Origin of the sequence: Variovorax sp. W2I14, assembly GCF_050435205.1 — a bacterium.
In the GTDB taxonomy this organism is placed as follows: domain Bacteria; phylum Pseudomonadota; class Gammaproteobacteria; order Burkholderiales; family Burkholderiaceae_C; genus Variovorax; species Variovorax paradoxus_C.
Window position 1 is genome coordinate 3,477,005 of the sequence record NZ_JBNDJX010000001.1, and the last position, 21,695, is coordinate 3,498,699.

General features: G+C 66.3%; 18 protein-coding genes. 15 read left to right on the plus strand and 3 right to left on the minus strand.

From position 1 onward, the window contains the following. Nucleotides 1-116 precede the first annotated feature (116 nt). Nucleotides 117-1,004 (minus strand): helix-turn-helix transcriptional regulator, encoded by an 888-nt coding sequence (locus tag QF040_RS16275; protein ID WP_429611928.1) that lies wholly within the window; start codon nucleotides 1,002-1,004, stop codon nucleotides 117-119. A gap of 240 nt (nucleotides 1,005-1,244) precedes the next feature. Here QF040_RS16275 and QF040_RS16280 point away from each other — a divergent pair, with 240 nt between their 5' ends. From QF040_RS16280 to QF040_RS16300, 5 genes are all read left to right on the plus strand, one after another. Beyond that, nucleotides 1,245-2,579, plus strand: coding sequence for a C4-dicarboxylate transporter DctA (locus QF040_RS16280; protein WP_429611929.1), 1,335 nt, complete (start codon nucleotides 1,245-1,247; stop codon nucleotides 2,577-2,579). Nucleotides 2,580-2,584: 5 nt separating this feature from the next. After that, nucleotides 2,585-3,289: a GntR family transcriptional regulator gene (locus QF040_RS16285; RefSeq protein WP_429611930.1), complete on the plus strand. Its 705-nt coding sequence runs from the start codon at nucleotides 2,585-2,587 to the stop codon at nucleotides 3,287-3,289. 165 nt (nucleotides 3,290-3,454) lie between these two features. Further along, nucleotides 3,455-4,588, plus strand: coding sequence for an AI-2E family transporter (locus QF040_RS16290; RefSeq protein WP_429611931.1), 1,134 nt, complete (start codon nucleotides 3,455-3,457; stop codon nucleotides 4,586-4,588). 145 nt (nucleotides 4,589-4,733) lie between these two features. Continuing rightward, the gene (locus QF040_RS16295) at nucleotides 4,734-5,168 is read left to right on the plus strand and encodes a DUF2141 domain-containing protein (protein ID WP_429611932.1); all 435 of its coding nucleotides are present in this window, start codon (nucleotides 4,734-4,736) and stop codon (nucleotides 5,166-5,168) included. 7 nt (nucleotides 5,169-5,175) lie between these two features. After that, nucleotides 5,176-6,672 carry a carotenoid oxygenase family protein gene (locus tag QF040_RS16300; protein WP_429611933.1) on the plus strand — a complete coding sequence of 499 codons (1,497 nt, stop codon included), beginning with the start codon at nucleotides 5,176-5,178 and terminating at the stop codon, nucleotides 6,670-6,672. A gap of 229 nt (nucleotides 6,673-6,901) precedes the next feature. On the opposite strand, the gene QF040_RS16305 is transcribed toward QF040_RS16300, so the two are convergent. Then, nucleotides 6,902-7,804 (minus strand): LysR family transcriptional regulator, encoded by a 903-nt coding sequence (locus QF040_RS16305; RefSeq protein ID WP_280808575.1) that lies wholly within the window; start codon nucleotides 7,802-7,804, stop codon nucleotides 6,902-6,904. A gap of 112 nt (nucleotides 7,805-7,916) precedes the next feature. Between QF040_RS16305 and gcl the strand changes: the two genes are divergently transcribed. Genes gcl through QF040_RS16320 form a run of 3 tightly spaced genes read left to right on the plus strand, consistent with a single transcriptional unit; the run spans nucleotide 7,917 to nucleotide 11,466 of the window. Further along, complete coding sequence (gene gcl, locus QF040_RS16310; RefSeq protein WP_429611934.1) at nucleotides 7,917-9,710, plus strand: glyoxylate carboligase; 1,794 nt, start codon at nucleotides 7,917-7,919, stop codon at nucleotides 9,708-9,710. A gap of 29 nt (nucleotides 9,711-9,739) precedes the next feature. Next, a complete protein-coding gene (hyi, locus tag QF040_RS16315; protein ID WP_429611935.1) occupies nucleotides 9,740-10,519 on the plus strand; it encodes a hydroxypyruvate isomerase in 780 nt (259 codons plus the stop codon). 35 nt (nucleotides 10,520-10,554) lie between these two features. Next, nucleotides 10,555-11,466, plus strand: coding sequence for a 2-hydroxy-3-oxopropionate reductase (locus QF040_RS16320; protein ID WP_307648695.1), 912 nt, complete (start codon nucleotides 10,555-10,557; stop codon nucleotides 11,464-11,466). A gap of 187 nt (nucleotides 11,467-11,653) precedes the next feature. Here the strand turns inward: QF040_RS16320 and QF040_RS16325 are convergent, their stop codons facing one another. Next, nucleotides 11,654-12,994 carry an NAD(P)/FAD-dependent oxidoreductase gene (locus tag QF040_RS16325; protein ID WP_429611936.1) on the minus strand — a complete coding sequence of 447 codons (1,341 nt, stop codon included), beginning with the start codon at nucleotides 12,992-12,994 and terminating at the stop codon, nucleotides 11,654-11,656. Between the two features lie 246 nt (nucleotides 12,995-13,240). Between QF040_RS16325 and QF040_RS16330 the strand changes: the two genes are divergently transcribed. From QF040_RS16330 to QF040_RS16360, 7 genes are all read left to right on the plus strand, one after another. Continuing rightward, nucleotides 13,241-15,544: an NADP-dependent malic enzyme gene (locus QF040_RS16330; protein ID WP_429611937.1), complete on the plus strand. Its 2,304-nt coding sequence runs from the start codon at nucleotides 13,241-13,243 to the stop codon at nucleotides 15,542-15,544. A gap of 257 nt (nucleotides 15,545-15,801) precedes the next feature. Continuing rightward, on the plus strand, nucleotides 15,802-16,716 hold the full coding sequence (locus QF040_RS16335; protein ID WP_429611938.1) for a dihydrodipicolinate synthase family protein: 915 nt from the start codon (nucleotides 15,802-15,804) through the stop codon (nucleotides 16,714-16,716). Between the two features lie 43 nt (nucleotides 16,717-16,759). After that, nucleotides 16,760-17,374: a TRAP transporter small permease gene (locus QF040_RS16340; protein ID WP_429611939.1), complete on the plus strand. Its 615-nt coding sequence runs from the start codon at nucleotides 16,760-16,762 to the stop codon at nucleotides 17,372-17,374. Between the two features lies 1 nt (nucleotide 17,375). After that, the gene (locus QF040_RS16345) at nucleotides 17,376-18,641 is read left to right on the plus strand and encodes a TRAP transporter large permease (RefSeq protein WP_429611940.1); all 1,266 of its coding nucleotides are present in this window, start codon (nucleotides 17,376-17,378) and stop codon (nucleotides 18,639-18,641) included. A gap of 54 nt (nucleotides 18,642-18,695) precedes the next feature. After that, nucleotides 18,696-19,694 (plus strand): TRAP transporter substrate-binding protein, encoded by a 999-nt coding sequence (locus tag QF040_RS16350; protein WP_429611941.1) that lies wholly within the window; start codon nucleotides 18,696-18,698, stop codon nucleotides 19,692-19,694. Nucleotides 19,695-19,803: 109 nt separating this feature from the next. Next, nucleotides 19,804-20,838: an ABC transporter substrate-binding protein gene (locus QF040_RS16355; protein ID WP_429611942.1), complete on the plus strand. Its 1,035-nt coding sequence runs from the start codon at nucleotides 19,804-19,806 to the stop codon at nucleotides 20,836-20,838. After that, nucleotides 20,838-21,695 (plus strand): ABC transporter ATP-binding protein, encoded by an 858-nt coding sequence (locus QF040_RS16360; RefSeq protein ID WP_429611943.1) that lies wholly within the window; start codon nucleotides 20,838-20,840, stop codon nucleotides 21,693-21,695. The genes QF040_RS16355 and QF040_RS16360 overlap by 1 nt, the downstream gene beginning before the upstream one ends.

The window sequence follows — 21,695 nt, forward strand, 5'->3', positions numbered from 1 at the left end:
CCCGGGATCGGCGGCATCGGGCATCGAGCCCATTCACCGACGGAAGCCGGCTTGTTCCTGCGATGAAAGTATGCGAAGGCGCCTGGCACGCCGTCTTTCAGAAACCCGGAGGCTTGTCAGGATCGCGGAACGAAATTCGCGCGAAAAGCCAGCGGCGTGATCCCGCGTTGCCGCCGGAACGTGGACGTCAGGTGGCTCTGGCTGGCAAAGCCGAGCTGCATGGCGATGCCTCCGATGGGCTCGCGGGTTTCGGCCAGCAGGGCTTCGGCTTGCCGCACGCGTTCCTCCAGAACGAACGCATAGGGAGACATGCCGGTCGTCGCCTTGAAACGCCGCGCGAAGCTGTCCGGGGCGAGGCCGGCGACGGCGGCCATGTCCTTGATCGAGAGATCCGTCCCCACATGGGCACGCACATAGTCACGCACCCTTTCGCTGGCCGGGCGAGAAAGCGCGGCGTGCCGGGTCGGCGGGAGCGGTGATGCGGCCCGGCCGCCGACGACCGCCAGCCGATCCAGGACGAGCGCGGTCAGATGCTCCACATAGCCCGCCGACGGGCCCCAGCCGGCCAGCAGTTCGTCGCGCAAGCTGGCGATCAGGACACGCAGGACCTCGTCGCGCGCGTTGGCGATGATGCCGATGCCGTCCGGCAAGGCCGAGCTTCCGAAACTCGGGTCGATCCACAGTGCCGTATAGGACAGTCGGGCCTCCAGATAGGCGTTGCGCCGCTCGGTCCCTGCCGGCACGAAGGTCAGCGCGCCCGCGTAGTCGGCGCCGTCGTAGACGACCTTGCCGTTCGCGCGAATCAGGGTTCGCCCGGTGCGCCCGCTGTCGGTGAGTACCAGCAGGTGCTGGGGCGCCGTCCAGACGACATCGCTCTCCGCGGACTGCCAGTGCCGATGGTCCAGGCGCACCCTTCCGCCGAGCCAGGACCTATCGAGCGCCGACCTCGTCGACGCAACGCGCTCGACGATCTCACCGCTCCCGACGAGGGGCCTGATGGACATGCGTTCCTCCTGTCGCTGCATGTGCGTCCGTCCACGCACTTCGAACCGATTCGCTGATGCTCCAGCTTGGCCGGTCAGACAGCCCCGGGGCGCAAAGGTTCGATCGCCATCCCGTAGGCAATTCCAGACGCCCGGGAATACCCTCTGCCGCCCTTGAACCCTTCTTGCCTACATTTCTTGTATGCAAGACAAAGCGACGCTTGCATGCAACCTCGACAAGACATAAAGACAGGAGACTCCATGCCTCGCTTCGCCAAATCGCTCTTCGGTCAGGTGGTCATCGCGCTGGTGCTCGGCGTGCTCGCCGGCCTCTTCTGGCCCGAGTACGCCGTCAAGCTCAAGCCGCTGGGTGACGGCTTCATCAAGCTGATCAAGATGATCATCCCGGTGCTGGTGTTCTGCGTCGTCGTGCACGGCATCGCGGGCGCGGGGGACCTGAAGCGCGTGGGGCGGGTGGGCGTCAAGGCGCTGATCTATTTCGAGGTGCTCACCACCATCGCGCTCGCCATGGGCCTGGTGCTGGCTTTCGTGTTCCAGCCGGGCGTGGGCATGAACGTGGACCCGGCCAAGCTCGACCCGGCCGCCATGAGCGCCTATGCGTCGAACGCCGACAAGCTCACCAGCGGCGGCACGGTCGAGTTCCTGATGAAGCTGATCCCGACCACGGTGGTCAACGCCTTCGCCACGGGCGACGTGCTGCAGGTGCTGCTGTTCGCGGTGCTGTTCGGCTGCGCGCTGTCGCTCCTGGGCGATCGCGGCAAACCGGTGGCGGTGGTGGTGGACGCGCTCTCGCTGGTGCTCTTCAAGATCATGGGGATCATCATCAAGCTGGCGCCGCTGGGCGTGCTGGGCGCCATCGCGTTCACGGTGGGGCAGTACGGCATCGGTTCGCTCAAGCAGCTGGGCATGCTGGTCGCGCTCTTCTATGGCGCTGTGCTGGTCTTCGTGTTCGTGGTGCTGGGGCTGGTGATGCGCTTCTCGGGCTTCACCCTGTGGAAGCTGCTGCGGTACCTGCGCGAAGAGCTCGCCATCGTGTTCGCCACCACCTCGTCGGACAGCGTACTGCCGCAGATCATGGCCAAACTGCGCCGCATGGGGATCCGCGATTCGACGGTGGGCTTGGTGATCCCGACGGGCTACTCGTTCAACCTCGATGCCTTCTCGATCTACATCACGCTCGCGGCGGTGTTCATCGCGCAGGCGACCAACACGCCGATCTCGATGGCGGACCTGCTGACCATTCTGGCGATCGCGCTGGTCACCTCCAAGGGCGCGCACGGCGTGCCGGGCTCGGCCATCGTGGTGCTGGCCGCGACGCTGCATGCGATTCCGGCGATCCCCGCCATCGGCCTGGTGCTGGTGCTGTCGGTGGACTGGTTCATGGGCATCGCCCGCGCGCTCGGCAACCTGATCGGCAACTGCGTGGCAACGGTGGCGATTGCCGCGTGGGAAGGCGACATCGACCGCGAGCGCGCGCATGCGGTGCTCGACGGCACGTACACGCCGGACGACGAGCCGCTCGCCGACGCGCCCGTGACAAACACCGTCGCTGCATCCACTTCCACCGCCCACTGAAAACAATGGCCAACGACGTCAGTCCCACCGCCATCGCCGAGCGCGTCGTCGAGGCGATCCTTGCGCAGAAGCTCGCGCCGGGCGAGCGGCTGGGCGAGCAGGCCCTGGCCGAGAACTTCGCGGTGAGCCGCACGATGGTGCGCGAGGCGCTCATGCAATTGCAGGCGCGCGGCTTCGTCGAGGTGCAGTCGCGCCGCGGCTGGTACGTGGTGGAGCCTTCGGCCGAGGAAGCGCGCGATGCGTTTTCGGCGCGCCGCATCGTCGAGGCCGGCATCCTGGCCGCGAGCGAAGGCCGGCCGCTGGGCAAGGTGATCCGGAAGCTCCGCGACCACATCGCCGACGAGCAGCGCGCCATCGAAGGCGCCGATGCCGCAACGCGCGCCTTCCTGCTGGCGGACTTTCATGTCTGCCTCGCCGAGCAGATGGGGCACCAGTTGCTGGTCGACGTGCTGCGCGACCTCACGGCGCGCACCACGCTCGCGGCCACGCTCTACCAGTCGAAGCACGAGGCCGGGCAGTCGTGCGCGGAGCATGGCGCCATCGTCGCGGCGCTCGAAGAAGGCGACACGGACAAGGCGCGCCGCCTGATGCTCGATCACATCGGCAACGTCGAGCGTGCGCTCGAGGTGGAAGCCACCGCCGAGCCCGATGCGCCGAGCCGCCTGCGCGCCACGCTGGCGCCGGTCGCGCTGCCGCGCGCCAAGCGCTGAAGCCGTCCGTGCATTAGTGCCACGGCACGCTATCGATGAGATAGCACGCGGCGACGGCCCGGCAACAGCTGCGGGCGAAATCGCCCGCTCATGGCGCGCCCCTGCACAAGAGCGTGCCCGCTGACAGGATGGCGCCGCCCTGCTCGGCTACAGTCCGAGACACCTATGAATTCACCCCAACTCCAGCGCGGCGTGTTCCTCGCCCTGCTCGCCGCCGTCACTGTCGCCTTCGTCTGGGTGCTGCTGCCGTTCTTCGGCGCTGTGCTGTGGGGCGTGGCGCTGGCGATCCTGTTCACGCCGCTCTACAAGTGGCTGCTCAGGAAGATGCCCGGCAAGCGCAATGCCGCCGCGCTCTCGACGCTGGCCATCTGCCTGTTCATCGTCATCCTGCCGCTCGCGATGGTGGGCGTGTCGCTGGTGCAGGAGGTCGCGCTGGTCACGCAGAACATCCGTTCGGGCCAGATCAATTTCGCGGCCTACTTCCAGCAGATCCTGGCCGCCGCGCCGCAGTGGCTGCTGAACCTGGTGGAGCGCTTCAACCTGGGCGACGTGGCGGCCTGGCAGGCGCGCATCTCGGCCATCGCGGGCCAGGGCAGCCAGCTCATTGCAGGGCAGGCGCTGGCCATCGGGCAGAACACCTTCGATTTCGTCATCAGCTTCTTCGTGATGCTGTACCTCCTGTACTTCCTGGTGCGCGACGGCTCGACGCTCTCCAAGACCATGCGCGACGCGGTGCCGCTCGCCAAGCCGCACACGCACTACCTGCTCAACAAGTTCACCACCGTGATCCGCGCCACCGTGAAGGGCAACGTGGCCGTGGCCATCGCGCAGGGAACGATCGGAGGGCTGGCATTCTGGTTCCTCGGCGTGCAGGGCGCGCTGCTGTGGGCGGTGCTGATGGCCTTCCTGTCGCTCCTGCCCGCCGTGGGCGCGGCGCTCATCTGGGGCCCGGTGGCGATCTACTTCCTGGCCACAGGGCACTTCTGGCAGGGCGGGGTGCTGATCTTCGTGGGCGTGTTCGTGATCGGCCTGGTCGACAACATCCTGCGCCCCGTGCTCGTGGGCAAGGACACGCAGATGCCCGACTACATCGTGCTGATGTCCACCATCGGCGGCATGGCGATCTTCGGCATCAACGGCTTCGTGATCGGGCCGGTGATCGCGGCGCTGTTCATGGCGGCGTGGAGCCTGTTCGCGGACTCGGGGCATGTGGGCAACGGCCACCAGACGATCGAGCCGCCGCAGACGCCGGAAGCAGCCGACCCGGCAGTCCTGCCCGAGAACCGCAAGAAGGGCTGACCCCGCCACAAGCCGGCGCACCCGCCGCCGGTCGCGCGCACTCGCTGCATTTGGCGCGCGCATTTCCGCATTTCGTCGCATGCCGCTGGGCGCCGCTCGGCGCCTGCGGGATCGTCGGGGCCTCTTCACTGCAACGAGGCCCGCCATGCAACCTTTCGCTCTCCCTTCCAGCCCGGCCGTGCGCGCGATGTGCGCCGCCGCCCTCCTCGCGCCGCTGGGCGCCTTTGCCGCCGACCTGCGCCTGAGCGTGGCCGACGGCCCCGCCGCCGACGCCACGCTGTACGCCGCGCTCTACGACAGCGCCGCCGGCTTCGCAGGCACCGCGCTGGCTTCGCAGATGGTGCCGATGCGCGCCGGTGCGGCGCAGCTCGTGTTCCCGGGCCTGGCGCCGGGGCGCTATGCGGTGCGCGTGTTCGCGGACGAGAACGGCAACGGCAAGCTGGACACCAACCTGCTGGGCATGCCGACCGAACGCTACGGCTTCTCGAACGACGCCAAGGGCAACCGCGGCGCGCCCGAATTCGACGCTGCCACCATCGGCGTCGATGCCGACCTGCAGACCGTCATCCACCTGCGCTGAGGCCGCCATGCAAAGACGCGAACTCATGCGCCTGCTGGCTTCGGCCGGCGCACTTTCCCTTCTTGCGCCCCTGGCGCGCGCCGCGGGCAAGGACACCTGGCAGACCGACTTCGAGGCGGCCGACGCGCCCTGGAAGACCGGCTTCGCCACGCCGCCGGGCGACCTGCCGCTGACCCGCGCCACGGTGCGCGGGCGCTTCCCCGACGCCGTCGCCGGCACGCTGTTCCGCATCGGTCCGGCGGGCCATGACCTGGGCGGCGAGCGCTACCACCACTGGTTCGATGGCGACGGCATGGTGCATCGCTTCGTGATCGATGGGTCCGATGTGCGCCATCAGGGCCGCTACGTCGCCACGCCCAAGCGCGTGGCCGAGGTGCGGGCCGGACGCCGGCTGTTCGAGGCCTTCGGAACCATGCCGCCAGGCGTCGAGCCGCCGACCTCGGCCGACAGCATCAACGTCGCGAACACCAGCGTGCTGCCGTTGCAGGGCGAAGTGCTCGCGCTGTGGGAAGGCGGCTCGGCCACGCGCGTCGATGCGCGCACGCTGGACACGCTCGGCGTGAAGACCTGGCGGCCCGACCTCGCGGGCATGCCCTTCTCGGCGCATCCCAAGGTGGACCCCGACGGCACGGTCTGGAACTTCGGCGTCAGCAGCAGCCAAGGCCTGATGGCGCTGTACGAGATCGGCGCCGACGGGGCCCTCCGCCGCGCGACCGCACTGCCCGTGCCCGACATCGGGATGGTCCACGACTTCGCCGTGACCGATCGGCACCTGGTGTTCCTGATGCCACCGCTGGTCTACGACGGCAAGCGCAAGGAAGCCGGCGCGAGCTTTCTCGACGCGCATGTCTGGCGGCCCGAACTCGGCATGCGCGCGCTGGTGGTCGACAAACAGAATTGGGACAAGCGCCAGATGCTCACGCTGCCGGCCGGCTTCCTGTTCCACGTGGGCAATGCCTGGGAAGAAGACACGCCGCGCGGCACACAGATCCACATCGACTACGTGCGCTCCGACAACGCCGACTCAGTGTTCACGACCAACCGCGAACTGATGCGGGCGCGCATCGCAAGAAGCACCCGTCCGCACCTGACCGTCGCCACGCTGAACCTCGGCACCGGCGAGGCCGCGCAGAAAGCACTGCCGCTGGAAGCGGAGTTTCCGCGCATCGATCCGCGGCGCGTCGGCCTGCGCCATCGCCATGTGGTGCACGCGACACAGTTGCGGCCCGGCCTGCCGGGCTTCGGTGCGGTCGCGCGCACGGATGTCGAGACCGGTCGCAGCCAGCGCTTCAGCTATGGGCCGCGGTCCATCGTGGAAGAGCACGTCTTCGTGCCCGATGGCTCGAAGCCGGGTTGGGTGCTGGGCACGGTGCTCGACTTCGGCCGGCAGAGAACGGTGCTGTCGTGCTTCGCTGCCGATCACCTGGCAGCAGGGCCGGTGGCACAGGCCACGCTGCCGTACGCGCTTCCGCTGGGTCTGCACGGGGCGTTCGTTCCGGCCTGAAAAAATCAAACCGTCACGCTGAGCTTGTCGAAGCGCCGCGCGAGGCTTCGACAGGCCCAGCCCGAACGGATGTTTTTGAACTCAACGCGAACGATGGCCGGGTTTACCGCCGCTTCCCGATCCGTTCGCACTGAGCTTGTCGAAGTGCCGGCGCAAGGCTTCGACAAGCTCAGCCCGAACGGGCGCGTGGGTTCAGCCCGAACGGATGTCGATGAATCGCAAGTCCGTATCAGGCCGCCCACCAGCCTTCATCGAACCGCCCCTGCAGGAACGCGACGAACCCCGACACCTTGCCCGGCACCAGCTTGGGCGACGGGAACACGGCGTGGATCTCCTGCTCGGGCAACGCGTGGTCGCCGAGCACCGCGACCACCTTGCCGGCTGCCATCGACTCGCTCGCCACGTAGCGCGGCATGAGCGCGATGCCCAACCCGTCGCGCGCGGCCGCCAGCACAGCCGAGAGATTGTTCGAGCGAAAGCGACCCGAGACCGGCACCGTCACCGGCTCGCCCTTGGGCGTGTGCATGCGCCAGAACTCATCGCCCACCACGCTGCTGTAGATGAGCGCCACGTGCGCGCTCAGGTCCTGCGCACGCTTCGGCGTGCCGTGCTTCTTCAGATAGCCGGGCGCCGCCACCATGACCCACGGGTTCGCGCCGAGGTAGCGCGCACCCAGCGACGAATCGGCCAGCTTGCCCATGCGGATCGCCACGTCGATGCCCTGCGCAATGAGGTCGACATAACGGTCCTCGAAGCTCAGGTCGAGTTGCACCTGCGGATGCCGGCGCATGTATTCGAGCGCGAGCGGCACCACCACGCGCCGCCCGAATGCCACCGAAGTGCCCACACGCAGCAGCCCTTGCGCCTGGTTCTGCCGCAACTGCACGATGCTGTCGGCCTCCTCGGCATCGCGCACGATGGTCTTGCACTTCTCGTAGTAGAGCGCGCCCGGTTCCGTGAGGCTCACGCCGCGCGTGTTGCGGTTGAGAAGGCGCACCTTCAGCCGCGTTTCAGTCGCCGCGATCTGCTTGGTCACGGTGGGTTGCGTGGTGTTGAATTCGCGCGCCGCTTTCGAGAAGCTGCCGGTCTCCACGACCCGCACGAACATTTCCATTGCCAAGAGTCTGTCCATTCGCGGATGGTAGCCAGTTATTCTGCGACGGAATAGGTTTTATGGTCCGCAGCCGTCTTCTTCGAATGGCTCCCACTTCCTACAGTGGGCTCCACTTAATGGAGACAGTCTCATGGCAAAAATGAAAGCAGTCCAAGCCGCCGTGCTTGTGATGGAAAAAGAAGGCGTCACTCAGGCCTTCGGCGTGCCCGGTGCCGCCATCAACCCGATGTACTCGGCGCTGCGCCAGCGCGGCAGCATCTCGCACATCCTTGCGCGCCACGTCGAAGGTGCCTCGCACATGGCCGAGGGCTACACGCGTGCAGTCGCGGGCAACATCGGCGTGTGCATCGGCACCTCGGGCCCGGCGGGCACGGACATGATCACGGGCCTCTATTCGGCCTGGGCGGATTCGATTCCAATCCTCTGCATCACCGGCCAGGCGCCGCGCGCGCGGCTCTACAAGGAAGACTTCCAGGCGGTCGACATCGAGTCGATCTCCAAACCCGTCACCAAGTGGTCGGTCACCGTGCGCGAGCCCGGCCAGGTGCCGCAGGTGTTCCAGCAGGCCTTCCACCTGATGCGCTCGGGCCGCCCTGGCCCCGTGCTCGTCGACCTGCCCTTCGATGTGCAGATGGCCGAGATCGAGTTCGACATCGACAGCTACGAGCCGCTCACCCCCTACAAGCCGGCCGCCACGCGCGCCCAGATCGAGAAGGCCATCGGCATGCTGCAAGCGGCCGAGCGCCCGCTGATCGTGGCCGGCGGCGGCGTCATCAACGCCGATGCGTCCGACCTGCTCGTGCGTTTTGCCGAAGCCACCGGCGTGCCGGTGATCCCGACGCTGATGGGCTGGGGCGCGATCCCCGACGACCATCCGCTGATGGCCGGCATGTGCGGCCTGCAGACCAGCCACCGCTACGGCAACGCGACGATGCTCGCTTCCGACTTCGTGCTGGGCATCGGCAACCGCTGGGCCAACCGCCACACGGGCTCGGTCGACGTCTACACCAAGGGCCGCAAGTTCGTGCACGTGGACATCGAGCCCACGCAGATCGGCCGCGTGTTCACGCCCGACTTCGGCATCGTCTCGGACGCGAAAGCCGCGCTCACGCTCTTCGTCGAAGTGGCCGAGGAAATGAAGGCCGCGGGCAAGCTCACCGACCGCCGCGAATGGGCCAAGTCGTGCATCGAGCGCAAGAAGACGATGCTGCGCAAGACCAACTTCGACGAAGTGCCGATGAAGCCGCAGCGCGTGTACCAGTGCATGAACAACAACTTCAGCAACGACACCTGCTACGTGAGCACCATCGGGCTCTCGCAGATCGCGGCCGCGCAGTTCCTGCACGTGTACAACCCGCGCCACTGGATCAACTGCGGCCAGGCCGGCCCGCTGGGCTGGACCATTCCCGCCGCGCTGGGCGTGCGTGCGGCCGACCCGACGCGCAAGATCGTCGCGCTCTCGGGCGACTACGACTTCCAGTTCATGATCGAGGAGCTGGCCGTGGGCGCGCAGTTCAAGCTGCCGTACATCCACATCGTGGTGAACAACTCCTACCTCGGCCTCATCCGCCAGGCGCAGCGCGGCTTCGAGATGGACTACTGCGTGCAGCTCGCGTTCGACAACATCAATGCGGGGCCTGATGCCGGCATCGAAAGCAGCTACGGCGTCGATCACCTGAAGGTCGTCGAAGGCCTGGGCTGCAAGGCGATTCGCGTGAACAAGCAGGAAGAGATCGCGCCGGCGATCCAGCGCGCCGAGGCGCTGATGGCCGAGTTCAGCGTGCCGGTGGTCATCGAGGTGATGCTCGAGCGCGTGACCAACATCGCGATGGGCACCGAGATCGACAACATCACCGAGTTCGAGCCGCTGGCCGAGCACCCGGCCGATGCGCCCACCGCGGTCGCGGCCGAGATGCTGGACTGAGCAAGCGAACAAGCAAGGAGACACGCAACATGCCCAAGTTCGCAGCCAACCTCACGATGCTCTTCACCGAGCTGCCGTTCATGCAACGCTTCGAAGCCGCCGCCAAGGCGGGCTTCAAGGGAGTGGAATACCTCTTCCCCTACCCCTTCGAGAAGAAGGAACTCGCCGCGGCGCTCCGCACCAACGGCCTGCAGCAGGTGCTGCACAACCTGCCGGCCGGCGACTGGGACAAGGGCGAGCGCGGCATCGCGTGCCTTGCCGACCGCACCGGCGAATTCGCCGAAGGCATCGGCATGGCGATCGACTACGCGACCGCGCTCGGCTGCCCACAGGTCAACTGCCTGATCGGCAAGGTGCCCGAGGGCGCCGACATCAATGCGGTCAACCGCACGGTGATCGACAACCTGCGCCTGGCCGCGCGGGAGCTCGAAGCGGCCGGCATCCGCATGCTGATCGAGCCGATCAACACCTTCGACATTCCGGGCTTCTACCTGAACCGCACCGACAAGGCGCTCGCGCTGATCGAGGCGGTGGGCTCGCCCAACCTGAAGGTGCAGTACGACATCTATCACGCACAGCGCATGGAGGGCGAGCTCGGCAACACGCTGACCAAGCACCTTGCGCAGATCGGCCACATCCAGCTGGCCGACAACCCCGGCCGCGGCGAGCCGGGCACGGGCGAGATCAACTACCCGTGGCTGTTCAAGCACATCGATGCGATCGGCTACGACGGCTGGATCGGCTGCGAATACAAGCCGCGCAAGGACACGGTCGATGGCCTGGGGTGGCGCGAAGCCCTCACGCAATAAGAGACAAAGACAACTTCAAATCGGAAACGACAGACATGACGACCACACCCCAGAAAATCGGATTCATCGGCCTCGGCATCATGGGCGCCCCCATGGCGGGCCACCTGCTCGACGCGGGCCACCAGCTCTTCGTGAACACGCAGGGCAACACGCCCGAGCCCTTCATCTCGAAGGCGAAGATCTGCGCCTCGGCCGCCGAGGTGGCGCGCCAGGCCGACATCATCTTCATCATGGTGCCGGACACGCCCGACGTGGAGAAGGTGCTCTTCGGCGAGCCGGGCACGCACGGCGTGGCCGAAGGCCTGAAGGACTCGCGCGGGAAGATCGTGGTGGACTGCAGCTCCATCGACCCGATCGCCACCAAGGCGTTTGCCAAGCGCATCGTGGCGCTGGGTTGCGGCTACATCGACGCGCCGGTCTCGGGCGGCGAAGTCGGCGCCAAGGCCGCGAGCCTCACGATCATGTGCGGCGGCGACGAAGGCACCTTCGAACGCGTGAAGCCGCTGCTCGACAAGATGGGCAAGAACGTCACGCTGGTGGGCGGCGTGGGCGACGGCCAGGTCTGCAAGGTGGCCAACCAGATCATCGTGGCGCTGAACATCGCGGCCGTGGGCGAGGCGCTGCTGTTCGCATCGAAGGCCGGCGCCGATCCGGCCAAGGTGCGCCAGGCGCTGATGGGCGGCTTCGCAAGTTCGCGCATTCTCGAAGTGCACGGCGAGCGGATGATCAAGCGCACCTTCGCACCGGGCTTCCGCATCGCGCTGCACCAGAAGGACCTGAACCTCGCGCTGCAGAGCGCGCGTTCGCTGGGCGTGGCGCTGCCGCAGACGGCGGGTGCTGCGCAGCTGATGAACGCCTGCGCGGCGCTCGGCCATGGGCAGTCGGATCACTCGGCGCTGGTCAAGGCGCTCGAAGCACTGGCGCAGCACACCGTCACACCGGACTGATCGGTCACCACCGTTCGGGCTCGGCTTGTCGAAGCTTCTCGCCAGCACTTCGACAAGCTCAGTGTGAACGGGCTGCTATCGAGGCCAGAGGCGTTCCCTTCACGACCACCGTTCGGGCTGAGCTTGTCGAAGCCTTGCGCGATCACGCGCCGGCCCTTCGACAGGCTCAGGGAGAACGGTGAAGACCTCAGGTCTTGGCCGTTTCCAGTGACTCTTTCAGGTTCCGCCGCCGCCATGCCCAAGTCTTGATGGCCTGCGGCAGGATGCCGATGCACGAGGCGTAGTACGTCACCTTGAAGCCCCAGAAGCGCGGGCCGATGGGCGTGTCGCGAAACAGGTCGCCGGCCAGGATGGACAAGAGCGCCTCCTGCATCCGCCAGATGTTGCGCGGCGCCATGAAGAGCCGGCGGATCGCCGGCGAGGTGATGCGGTAGATGAACCACGAGAACATCTTCGGGCCGCGCTTCATGACCTTCTCGTAATGGCGGAAAGCCCTTTCAGCCTCCTTCGCCTCGCCCCTGAGCCACAGGTCGGCGGCGTTCGCGGCCTCGAAGCCGCTGTTCATCGCCAGGTACACGCCCGAAGAGAACATCGGGTCGACGAAGGCGTAGGCATCGCCCACCATCATGAAACGGTCGCCGCGGCAGAACTTCGAGTCGTAGGCGTAGTTGCCGGTGGCGGTGGCGCCCTCCATCAGCGTGGCGTTTTTCAGGCGCGCGGCCAGCTTGGGCGCGAGCGCGATGGTCTCCATCAGGAAGTCTTCGAGCGACGCACCCTGGCGGCGCTTGAAGTACGCGGGCGAGGCCACGGCGCCGACGCTCACGGTGCCGTCCTTCAGCGGGATGTACCAGAACCAGCCGTGGTCGAACCAGAACAGCGAGATGTTGCCCTCGAAGCGGCCCGGGCGGCGCTCGGCATTGGCGAAGTGGCCATAGAGCGCCGCGCTCGCGTGCTTGCGGTTGCGCTGCTTGGCGTCGAACTGGTTCGACAGCAGGGTGTCGCGGCCGCTCGCGTCGATCACGAAGCGCGGACGCCACTGGGTCTCGGTGCCATCGTCGGCCTTGATCTTCACCAGCGGGCGGTTGTCTGGCGTGCCCTTGCCGGCGTCCATGTCCACGCCGGTGACGCGCTGGCCTTCGAAGGTGCGCGCGCCGCGCTTGCCGGCGTGGCGGAACAGCAATTCGTCGAACTCCGAGCGGCGCACATGCACCGCGTACGGAAAGCTCTTGTCCATCGCCTGCCCGAAATCGAAATGGCTCGTGTGGTCGTGCCAGGGCGAGACGAACTCGGCGCCGTGCTTCTTGATGCCGATGGCCTCGACCTCGGTGCGCACGCCCAGCCGGTCGAAGAGCGGCATGTTCATCGGCAGCAGCGATTCGCCGATGTGAAAGCGCGGGTGCTGCGCCTTCTCGATCAGCACCACGTCGTGGCCCTTGTCCGCCAGCAGCGCGGCCACAGTGGAGCCCGAAGGGCCGCCGCCGATGACCACGACATCGGGGTCGGTGGTGGTGAAAGGTCCGGGTGTCATGCGCTGCCCCTCCGTTGTCTTCGTGTCTGGGTTGACGATGCCGGCCGCCGTCGCGGCAAGGCTCGGCCTTGTTATGGTTAACTGGTTAACCTTGATTCACCTTGGTTAACAGCGCCGGAGTTTAGCGAACCGGCCGACCCGGTTTCGCGCAGGCTATGGGTCTAGGCGTTTTCGGCATTCCCCCCGCGGGAGCGGGCCGCGCTTTTGCGGTAGCCTCATTGCCCGTCAGAAACAAGGAGACATTTCATGGCTGCACCCCTCTCCCCCGCAGAAGAAGCACTTCGCGAGGCAGCGCGCGAATACCACCGCTCGCCCGTCAAGGGCAAGATTTCGATCACCCCCACCAAGCCCCTGCTGAACCAGCGCGACCTGTCGCTGGCCTATTCGCCGGGCGTGGCCTATCCCTGTCTCGACATTGCGGCCGACCCGTCGCTGGCGGTCGAATTCACCGCCCGCGGCAACCTCGTGGGCGTGGTCACCAACGGCACCGCGGTGCTGGGCCTGGGCAACATCGGCCCGCTGGCCGCCAAGCCGGTGATGGAAGGCAAGGGGTGCCTGTTCAAGAAATTCGCCGGCATCGACGTGTTCGACATCGAACTGGCCGAGAACGACCCCGACAAGCTGGTCGACATCATCGCGGCGCTGGAGCCGACGCTGGGCGGCATCAACCTGGAAGACATCAAGGCGCCCGAGTGCTTCTACATCGAGAAGAAGCTGCGCGAGCGCATGAACATCCCGGTGTTCCACGACGACCAGCACGGCACGGCCATCATCTCGGCCGCGGCGCTGATCAACGGCCTGGAGCTCGTCGGCAAGAAGATCGAGGACGTGAAGATCGCCGTCTCGGGCGCCGGCGCTGCAGCCATCGCGTGTCTCGACGTCATGGTCGGCCTGGGCGCCAAGCCCGCCAACATCTACGCCTGCGATTCCAAGGGCCTCATCTTCATCGGCCGCGCGGGCGGTTTTGACGAATCGAAGTCGCGCTACGCCCAGGAAGACACCGGCGCCCGCACCCTGGCCGACGTGGTGAAGGACGCCGATGTGTTCCTCGGCTGCTCGGCCCCCGGCGTGATGACGGCCGAGATGGTCAAGACCATGGGCACGCAGCCCATCATCCTGGCGCTGGCCAATCCCGAGCCCGAGATTCGCCCCGAACTGGCCAAGGCCGTGCGGCCGGACTGCATCATCGCCACGGGCCGTTCGGACTACCCGAACCAGGTCAACAACGTGCTGTGCTTCCCGTACATCTTCCGCGGCGCGCTCGATTGCGGCGCCACCAAGATCACGGAAGAAATGAAGCTGGCCTGCGTGCGCGAGATCGCCGACCTCACCAAGGCTGACATCAGCGAGGAAGTGGCCACGGCGTACGCGGGACAGGAGCTCTCGTTCGGCCCCGACTACATCATTCCCAAGCCCTTCGATTCGCGGCTCATCCTGCGCATCGCGCCGGCCGTGGCCAAGGCGGCCGCCGCTTCGGGCGTGGCCACCCGCCCGATCGAGGACATGGAGGCCTACCGCCAGCACCTCACGCGCTTCGTCTACCAGACGGGCATGTTCATGCGCCCGGTGTTCACCGCCGCCAAGCTGGCCACCGCCAAGCGCGTGGCGTACGCCGAAGGCGAAGACGAGCGCGTGCTGCGTGCTGCGCAGCTGGCTGTCGATGAAGGCCTGGCGCAGCCGATCCTGGTGGGCCGCCCTGCCGTGATCGAGGCGCGCATCAAGAAGGCTGGCCTGCACATCCGCCCGGGCACCGACTTCGAGATCGTCAACCCCGAAGACGACCCGCGCTTCCGTGTGTACTGGGAGGCCTTCCACAAGCTCATGGGCCGCCGCGGCGTGACGCCCGAGGCCGCCAAGACCATGGTGCGCCGCTCCAACACCACCATCGCCGCGCTGATGCTGCACCTGGGCGATGCCGACGCGATGATCTGCGGCCTGGTCGGTCGCTTCGACGTGCACCTGGAGCACATCCGCAACCTGATCGGCCTGAAGCGCGGCGCGCCGGGCTTCGCGACGCTGAACGCGCTGACGCTCGAGAAGCGCACGGTGTTCATCACCGACACCAACGTCAACGAAGACCCGAGCGCCGAGATGCTCGCGAGCATCGCGCTGATGGCCGCCGAGGAAGTGCGCCGCTTCGGCCTGCCGCCCAAGGTGGCTTTTCTGTCGCACTCGAACTACGGCACCTCCAGCCGCGGCTCGGCGCGCAAGATGCGCCTCGCACGCGACCTTTTCGCACAGATGGCACCCGACATCGAGTGCGACGGCGAGATGCACGGCGACGCCGCGCTTTCGGAAGAAGTGCGCCGCACCGCGCTGCCCGAGACCACGCTCACCGGCGAGGCCAACCTGCTCGTGTGCCCGAACCTCGACTCGGCGCACATCCTCTACAACGTGCTGAAGATGACCGGTGCCAATGGCATCACGGTCGGCCCGATCCTGCTGGGCGGCGCGGGCTCGGCGCATGTGCTGACGCCTTCGTCGACCGTGCGGCGCGTGGTCAACATGACGGCGCTGGCTGTGGCGAATGCGACGACGGCGTTGAAGTAACAGCCCGGCGTCCGGTTCCGGACCTACACGCCCCGCTGCGGTGAACGCAGGCGGGGCTTTTTTTCGCCCGAGGCATCCGTGGCGGCGCCCGGTGCGCCAGGACGGTGCCGCCCGAGGCGCTTTCGGCCCTTTTCAGGCGCCTCCAACCACCAATTCGGCTGGCACGCAATCTGCTAATACCCTGAGCGGATATTTCAAATATCTTACTAATATATTTAAATCCCTCCCTTCACTCACTCACTCGAAGCAGCAGCACCATGACCAATCCCCGCTGGCAAGGCATCTTTCCCGCCATCACCACCAAGTTCCACGCCGACGAAAGCATCGATGCGGAAGGTACCGCGCGCCACATCGACTTCCAGATCCGCAACGGCATCCACGGCCTCGTCACCTGCGGTTCGCTCGGCGAAGCCAGCACGCTGACGCTCGAAGAAAAGCTGCAGGTCGCCAAGATCGCGCTCGAAGCCGCCGACGGCCGCATCCCGGTGCTGGCCAACGTGTCTGAGACCAGCACCCGCGAGGCGCTGCGCTACGTGGACGGCGCCAACAAGCTCGGCGTGGCCGGCTTTATGGTGATGCCCTCGGTGATCTATGTGGCCGACGCGCGCGAAGCCATGCTCAACGTGCGCACCATCGCGAACGCGGCGCAGAAACCCATCATGGTCTACAACAACCCGGTGGCCTACCGCGTCGATCTGAAGCCCGAGCACATGGTCGAGCTGGCCGATTGCGAGTGGATCGCCGCCATCAAGGAGAGCACCGACAACATCCGCCGCATCACCGACCTGCGCAACACGGTGGGCGACCGCTACCAGCTGTTCCTGGGCGTGGACGACCTGGCCTACGAAGGCCTGGCGCTCGGCTGCGACGGCCTGCTCGCGGGCGTTGGCTGCGCCTTCCCGCGCGAGACCGTGGCGCTCTACGACCTGATGAAGGCGGGCAAGTTCGCCGAGGCGCTGAAGCTCTACCAGTGGATGACGCCGATGCTGCACCTGGATGTATCGACCAAGCTGGTGCAGAACCTGAAGCTCATCGACCTCTTGGTCGGCGTGGGCACGGAGCACATGCGGCGTCCGCGTTTGCCGCTGATTGGCGAGGAGCGCGCCTTCATCGAGAACATCGTGAAGAAGGCGCTCGCCACGCGCCCGGCCCAGTACCAGTCGGTTGCCTGAGCCAGCGACTCCTCCTTCCTCTTGCCACCAGGGCCGCAACACCATGCAAGAACACGCCTTGAAACGCGGGCGGCTGTCCCGCCGGATGCTCGATGTGTCGGACTTCGTCCTTCGCTGCGAGCGCCATCTGCTCTCCGGCCTGATGGGTCTGCTCATCGCGCTCGTGCTGCTGAACGTTGTCACCCGCTACAGCGGTTTCCCGCTCTACTGGGTGGACGAGGCCGCGGTGTACTGCGTGGTCTGGCTCACCTTCATCGGCGCCTCCGCGATGACCAGGCTGCGGCTGGACTTCGCGGTCACGCTGCTCACCGACAAGCTGGGCGCCAAAACCGCGGGCATCGTCAAGGCCTGCGCCTCCGGCGGGGTGCTGCTGCTCGGCCTGGCGCTGCTGGCGATGTGCTGGCTCTGGATGGACCCCATCGGCATCGTGCGCCACGGCTTCGACGCGAAGGAGTTCGCCGCGGAAACCTTCAACTTTCTCTACACGGAGAAGACGCAGACGCTCGACTGGCCGACATGGCTGGTCCAGATCATCCTGCCGGTCTTCTCGCTCACCCTCAGCGTGCATGCGCTGTCCAACCTCATCGAAGACCTCGGCCTGCAGCCCAAGCGGGTGCACAACGAGTTCCATGTCGCCAACGCCGATGCGGTGAACTGAAATGCTGACCTCCTTCTTCTTCCTGGCGATCATGCTGATCGGCGTGCCGATCGGCGCCTGCCTTTGCCTCTCGGGCATCGTCTACATCCTCAACTCGGGCGACACGGTGCTGTTCCAGTCGTTCCCGGTGCAGATGTTCGGCGGCGTCGACAGCTACAGCCTCATCGCCATTCCGCTCTTCATCCTGATCGGCGAGATCATGAACGGCGGCGGCATCACCAGGCGACTGGTCGACCTGGCGCTGGCCTTCATCGGCTCGGTCAAGGGCGGCCTCGCCTACGTGAACATCCTGGCCAACATGCTGGTGTCGTCGATCATCGGCTCTGCCACGGCGCAAGTGGCGATCATGAGCCAGATCATGGTGCCGGAGATGGAAAAGCAGGGTTACGACAAGACCTTCGCCGCCGGCATCACGGTGTACGGCGGCATGCTCGGCCCGATCATTCCGCCGTCGGTGATGTTCGTGGTGTACAGCGTGCTGGCGCAGGTGGCGGTGGGCGACATGCTCATCGCCGGCATCATTCCCGGCGTCATCCTCACGGTGCTTTTCTTCATCGTGATCGCGTGCATGGGCATGGTCTACAACTATCCGCGCACCGAGAAACGCACGCTCAAGCAGCGGCTGCACACTGTGCTCACAGCCTGCCCGACGCTCCTGATTCCCATCGTCATCGTCGGCTCCATCCTGGGCGGCGTCGCCAACCCGACCGAATCGGCGGCGGTGGGCGCAATGGCCGCGGTGCTGGTCGGCCGCTACGTCACGAAGGAATTCCGCTTCGCGATGATTCCGCAGATCCTGCTGAAGGCGGCGATCTACTCGGCGGTGGTGCTGTTCCTGGTCGCGGCCGCCGCGGTGTTCTCGTGGCTGCTGATCTACGGCAAGGTGCCCCAGGCCACGGCCGCATGGATCCAGACCGTCGCCAAGGACCCGATCACCTTCCTGCTGCTGGTCAACCTGATCCTGCTGGTCATCGGCACCGTGATCGACGGCATTCCCGGGCTGATCATGACCGTGCCGATCCTGCTGCCCATCGCCACCGAGATCTACGGCATCGACCCGCGCCACTTCGGCGTGGTGGTGGTGATCAACCTCGTGCTCGGCCTGATGACGCCGCCGGTGGGCCTGAGCTTCTTCGTGGCTTCCGCGGTGACCGGCGCCAAGCCCGGAAAGATGTTCATCGTCACGCTGCCGTTCTTCGTGATCTGCTGCGTGGCGCTGGTGCTGCTGTCGCTGTATCCCGGCCTGTCGCTCGCGCTCATCAAGTAACACCCCCCTTTTTTGCCTTTCCTTCCTTTTCTCTTCACTCAACCGGAGCCTCGCATGTCCTTCTCCCGCCGCCAGTTCGTCAAGGCCGCAGCCGGCACCGCCGCCGCGTCGACCGCCCTCTTCGGCACCGTGTCGCGTGCCGCGACGACCAAGGAATTCCGCCTTGGTCTCATCACGCCCGCGGGCCACTCATGGAACCGCGCCGCGTTGGGCTTCGGCGAAGCGCTCAAGAAGGCCACCGGCGGGCGCCTGAGCGCCACGGTGTTCCATTCGGGCCAGCTCGGCAACGAGTCGGCCATGATGCAGCAGCTACAGTCCGGCGCGCTGGACATGGGCTGGATCCAGGCGGCCGAACTGGGTTCGCGCGTGGCCAGCGTGGCGGCCATCAACGCGCCGTACCTCGTACGCTCGACCACCAACGTCGCTTCCCTGGTGCGCACGCCCGCCGCGCTGAAGCTGCTCGATGTGCTGCCGCGCGAGACCGGCACCGTCGGCCTGGGCTGGGGCATCACCGGCATGCGCGTGGTGTTCGCAACCAAGGACATCTCGACGCCCACCGACCTCAAGGGCATGAAGCTGCGCATCAACCCCACGCCGGTGTACCGCGACTTCTACCAACTGCTGGGCGCAGCGCCCACGCCCATTCCGACGCCGGGCGTATTCGACGCCATGGCCAACGGCCAGGTCGACGGGCTGGAGGCGGACATCGAGTTTTCCTGGAACCAGCGCTTCGACCGCGTCGCCAAGACCATGCTGCCGATGAACGCGCTGTTCATGCCCTTCGCACCGCTGGTGTCGGGCCGCATCTGGCAAACGCTCGACGCAAAGGACAAGGCGCTTATCACCGACTTGGTCAAGCAGTCGCTCGACACACAGATCAAGGACATCGTGACGACCGAGCTCGGCCTGATCGACAAGTTCAAGGGCAGCGGCATCGCCATCAAGAGCGGCGAAGGCTACAACCCCGCGTCGATCATTGCGGAATTCGACAAGGTCTGGCTGCCCAAGGCACCGCAGATCGCCGAGTTGCGCAAGATCGGCGCCGCGCTCTAAGCCGGACGCCCCGGCAACGCCAAGGAAAGGTGCGGAAGGGTTCGCACCAATCGCGTGCGGGCACCGTTTTTGCTTGAATGCCGAAGCATTCACCTTCACGGATTCCCGCATGAACAAGCGCCTACTGCTCCAGTCCTTCCTCGCCGCCTCGGCCTTCAGCTTCGGCCTCACACCAGCCTTTGCCCAAGCCCCGACGCCGATCAAGTTCCAGCTCGACTGGCGCTTCGAAGGGCCGGCGGCGCTGTTCCTGCATCCGGCCGCCAAGGGCTACTTCAAGGCGGCCGGGCTGGACGTGACCATCGACGCGGGCAACGGCTCGGGCGGGACGGTCACGCGCGTGGCTTCGGGCGCCTACGAAATGGGCTTTGCCGACCTCGCGGCATTGATGGAGTTCCACGCCAACAACCCCGACAGCCCGAACAAGCCGGTCGCGGTGATGATGGTCTACAACAACACGCCGGCCTCGGTCATGGCGCTCAAGAAGAGCGGCATCACCAAGCCCGCCGACCTCGCCGGCAAGAAGCTCGGCGCGCCGGTGTTCGACGCGGGCCGCCGCGCATTCCCGATCTTCGCCAAGGCCAACAACGTCGGCGCGGTCAACTGGACCGCCATGGACCCGACGCTGCGCGAGACCATGCTGATCCGCGGCGACATCGACGCCATCACCGGCTTCACCTTCACCTCGCTGCTGAACCTGGAGGCGCGCGGCGCCAAGGCGGCCGACGTGGTGATCCTTCCCTATCCCGACTACGGCGTGAAGCTCTACGGCAACGTGATCATCGCGTCGCCCAAGCTCATCAAGGAGAACCCGGAGGCGGTGAAGAAATTCCTTTCGGCCTTCGCCAAGGGTGCCAAGGAAGTCATCGCCAACCCGGCCGTGGCCATCGAATCGGTGAAGGCGCGCGACGGCATCATCGACAGCAAGCTGGAAACCCGCCGCCTGCAGTTGGCCATCGACACGGTGATCAACAGCGCCGATGCGCGCGCCGAAGGCTTCGGCGGCGTCAACGCGGGCCGCATGTCGCTGATGGCGTCGCAGGTGTCCGACGCCTTCAACACGAAGACCCGCGTGAGCCCCGATGCCGTGTGGACGGCCGCCCTGCTGCCGCCGGCGGCCGAACTCAGCGGAATCCTGCGCAAGTGATGGCAGGCGCACCGAGCGACGTCGCCGCCCCCTTCGTCGAATTCCAGGACGTCTGGCTCGCGTACAACGAGGAGCTGCTGCGCGAGAACCACTTCGCGGTCGAGGCGATCGACCTGAAGGTCAAGCGCGGTGAATTCATCGCCATCGTCGGGCCTTCGGGCTGCGGCAAGTCGACCTTCATGAAGCTCACCACGGGGCTCAAGATGCCGTCGATGGGCAAGATCCGCATCGATGGCGCGCCCGTGACCGGGCCGCTCAAGATTTCGGGCATGGCCTTCCAGGCACCCTCGCTGCTGCCGTGGCGCACCACGGTCGACAACGTGCTGCTGCCGCTGGAAATCGTCGAGCCCTACCGCTCGAACTTCAAGGCCAAGCGCAAGGAATACATCGAGCGTGCGCGCAAGCTGCTGCAGAAGGTCGGGCTTGCGGGCTACGAAGACAAGTTCCCGTGGCAGCTCTCGGGCGGCATGCAGCAGCGCGCGAGCATCTGCCGCGCACTCATCCACGAACCCAAGATGCTGCTGCTCGACGAGCCCTTCGGCGCGCTCGATGCGTTCACGCGCGAAGAGCTGTGGTGCATCCTGCGCGACCTCTGGACCGAACAGCAGTTCAACGTGATCCTGGTCACGCACGACCTGCGCGAATCGGTGTTTCTGGCCGACACGGTGTATGTGATGAGCAAGAGCCCGGGCCGCTTCGTGGTGAAGCGCGAGATCGAGCTGCCGCGTCCGCGCGAGCTCGAACTCACCTACACGAAGGAGTTCACCGACATCGTGCTGGAATTGCGCGGGCACATCGGTGCGATCCGAAACACGGGCATCAGTGCAGCGCAAACCGCTGCGGCTGTTTCCCACTGA

Coding starts and splice junctions, on each gene's coding strand:
- QF040_RS16275 (WP_429611928.1), bottom strand. CDS start 1,004: ATGTCCATCAGGCCCCTCGTCGGGAGCGGTGAGATCGTCGAGCGCGTT.
- QF040_RS16280 (WP_429611929.1), top strand. CDS start 1,245: ATGCCTCGCTTCGCCAAATCGCTCTTCGGTCAGGTGGTCATCGCGCTG.
- QF040_RS16285 (WP_429611930.1), top strand. CDS start 2,585: ATGGCCAACGACGTCAGTCCCACCGCCATCGCCGAGCGCGTCGTCGAG.
- QF040_RS16290 (WP_429611931.1), top strand. CDS start 3,455: ATGAATTCACCCCAACTCCAGCGCGGCGTGTTCCTCGCCCTGCTCGCC.
- QF040_RS16295 (WP_429611932.1), top strand. CDS start 4,734: ATGCAACCTTTCGCTCTCCCTTCCAGCCCGGCCGTGCGCGCGATGTGC.
- QF040_RS16300 (WP_429611933.1), top strand. CDS start 5,176: ATGCAAAGACGCGAACTCATGCGCCTGCTGGCTTCGGCCGGCGCACTT.
- QF040_RS16305 (WP_280808575.1), bottom strand. CDS start 7,804: ATGGACAGACTCTTGGCAATGGAAATGTTCGTGCGGGTCGTGGAGACC.
- gcl (WP_429611934.1), top strand. CDS start 7,917: ATGGCAAAAATGAAAGCAGTCCAAGCCGCCGTGCTTGTGATGGAAAAA.
- hyi (WP_429611935.1), top strand. CDS start 9,740: ATGCCCAAGTTCGCAGCCAACCTCACGATGCTCTTCACCGAGCTGCCG.
- QF040_RS16320 (WP_307648695.1), top strand. CDS start 10,555: ATGACGACCACACCCCAGAAAATCGGATTCATCGGCCTCGGCATCATG.
- QF040_RS16325 (WP_429611936.1), bottom strand. CDS start 12,994: ATGACACCCGGACCTTTCACCACCACCGACCCCGATGTCGTGGTCATC.
- QF040_RS16330 (WP_429611937.1), top strand. CDS start 13,241: ATGGCTGCACCCCTCTCCCCCGCAGAAGAAGCACTTCGCGAGGCAGCG.
- QF040_RS16335 (WP_429611938.1), top strand. CDS start 15,802: ATGACCAATCCCCGCTGGCAAGGCATCTTTCCCGCCATCACCACCAAG.
- QF040_RS16340 (WP_429611939.1), top strand. CDS start 16,760: ATGCAAGAACACGCCTTGAAACGCGGGCGGCTGTCCCGCCGGATGCTC.
- QF040_RS16345 (WP_429611940.1), top strand. CDS start 17,376: ATGCTGACCTCCTTCTTCTTCCTGGCGATCATGCTGATCGGCGTGCCG.
- QF040_RS16350 (WP_429611941.1), top strand. CDS start 18,696: ATGTCCTTCTCCCGCCGCCAGTTCGTCAAGGCCGCAGCCGGCACCGCC.
- QF040_RS16355 (WP_429611942.1), top strand. CDS start 19,804: ATGAACAAGCGCCTACTGCTCCAGTCCTTCCTCGCCGCCTCGGCCTTC.
- QF040_RS16360 (WP_429611943.1), top strand. CDS start 20,838: ATGGCAGGCGCACCGAGCGACGTCGCCGCCCCCTTCGTCGAATTCCAG.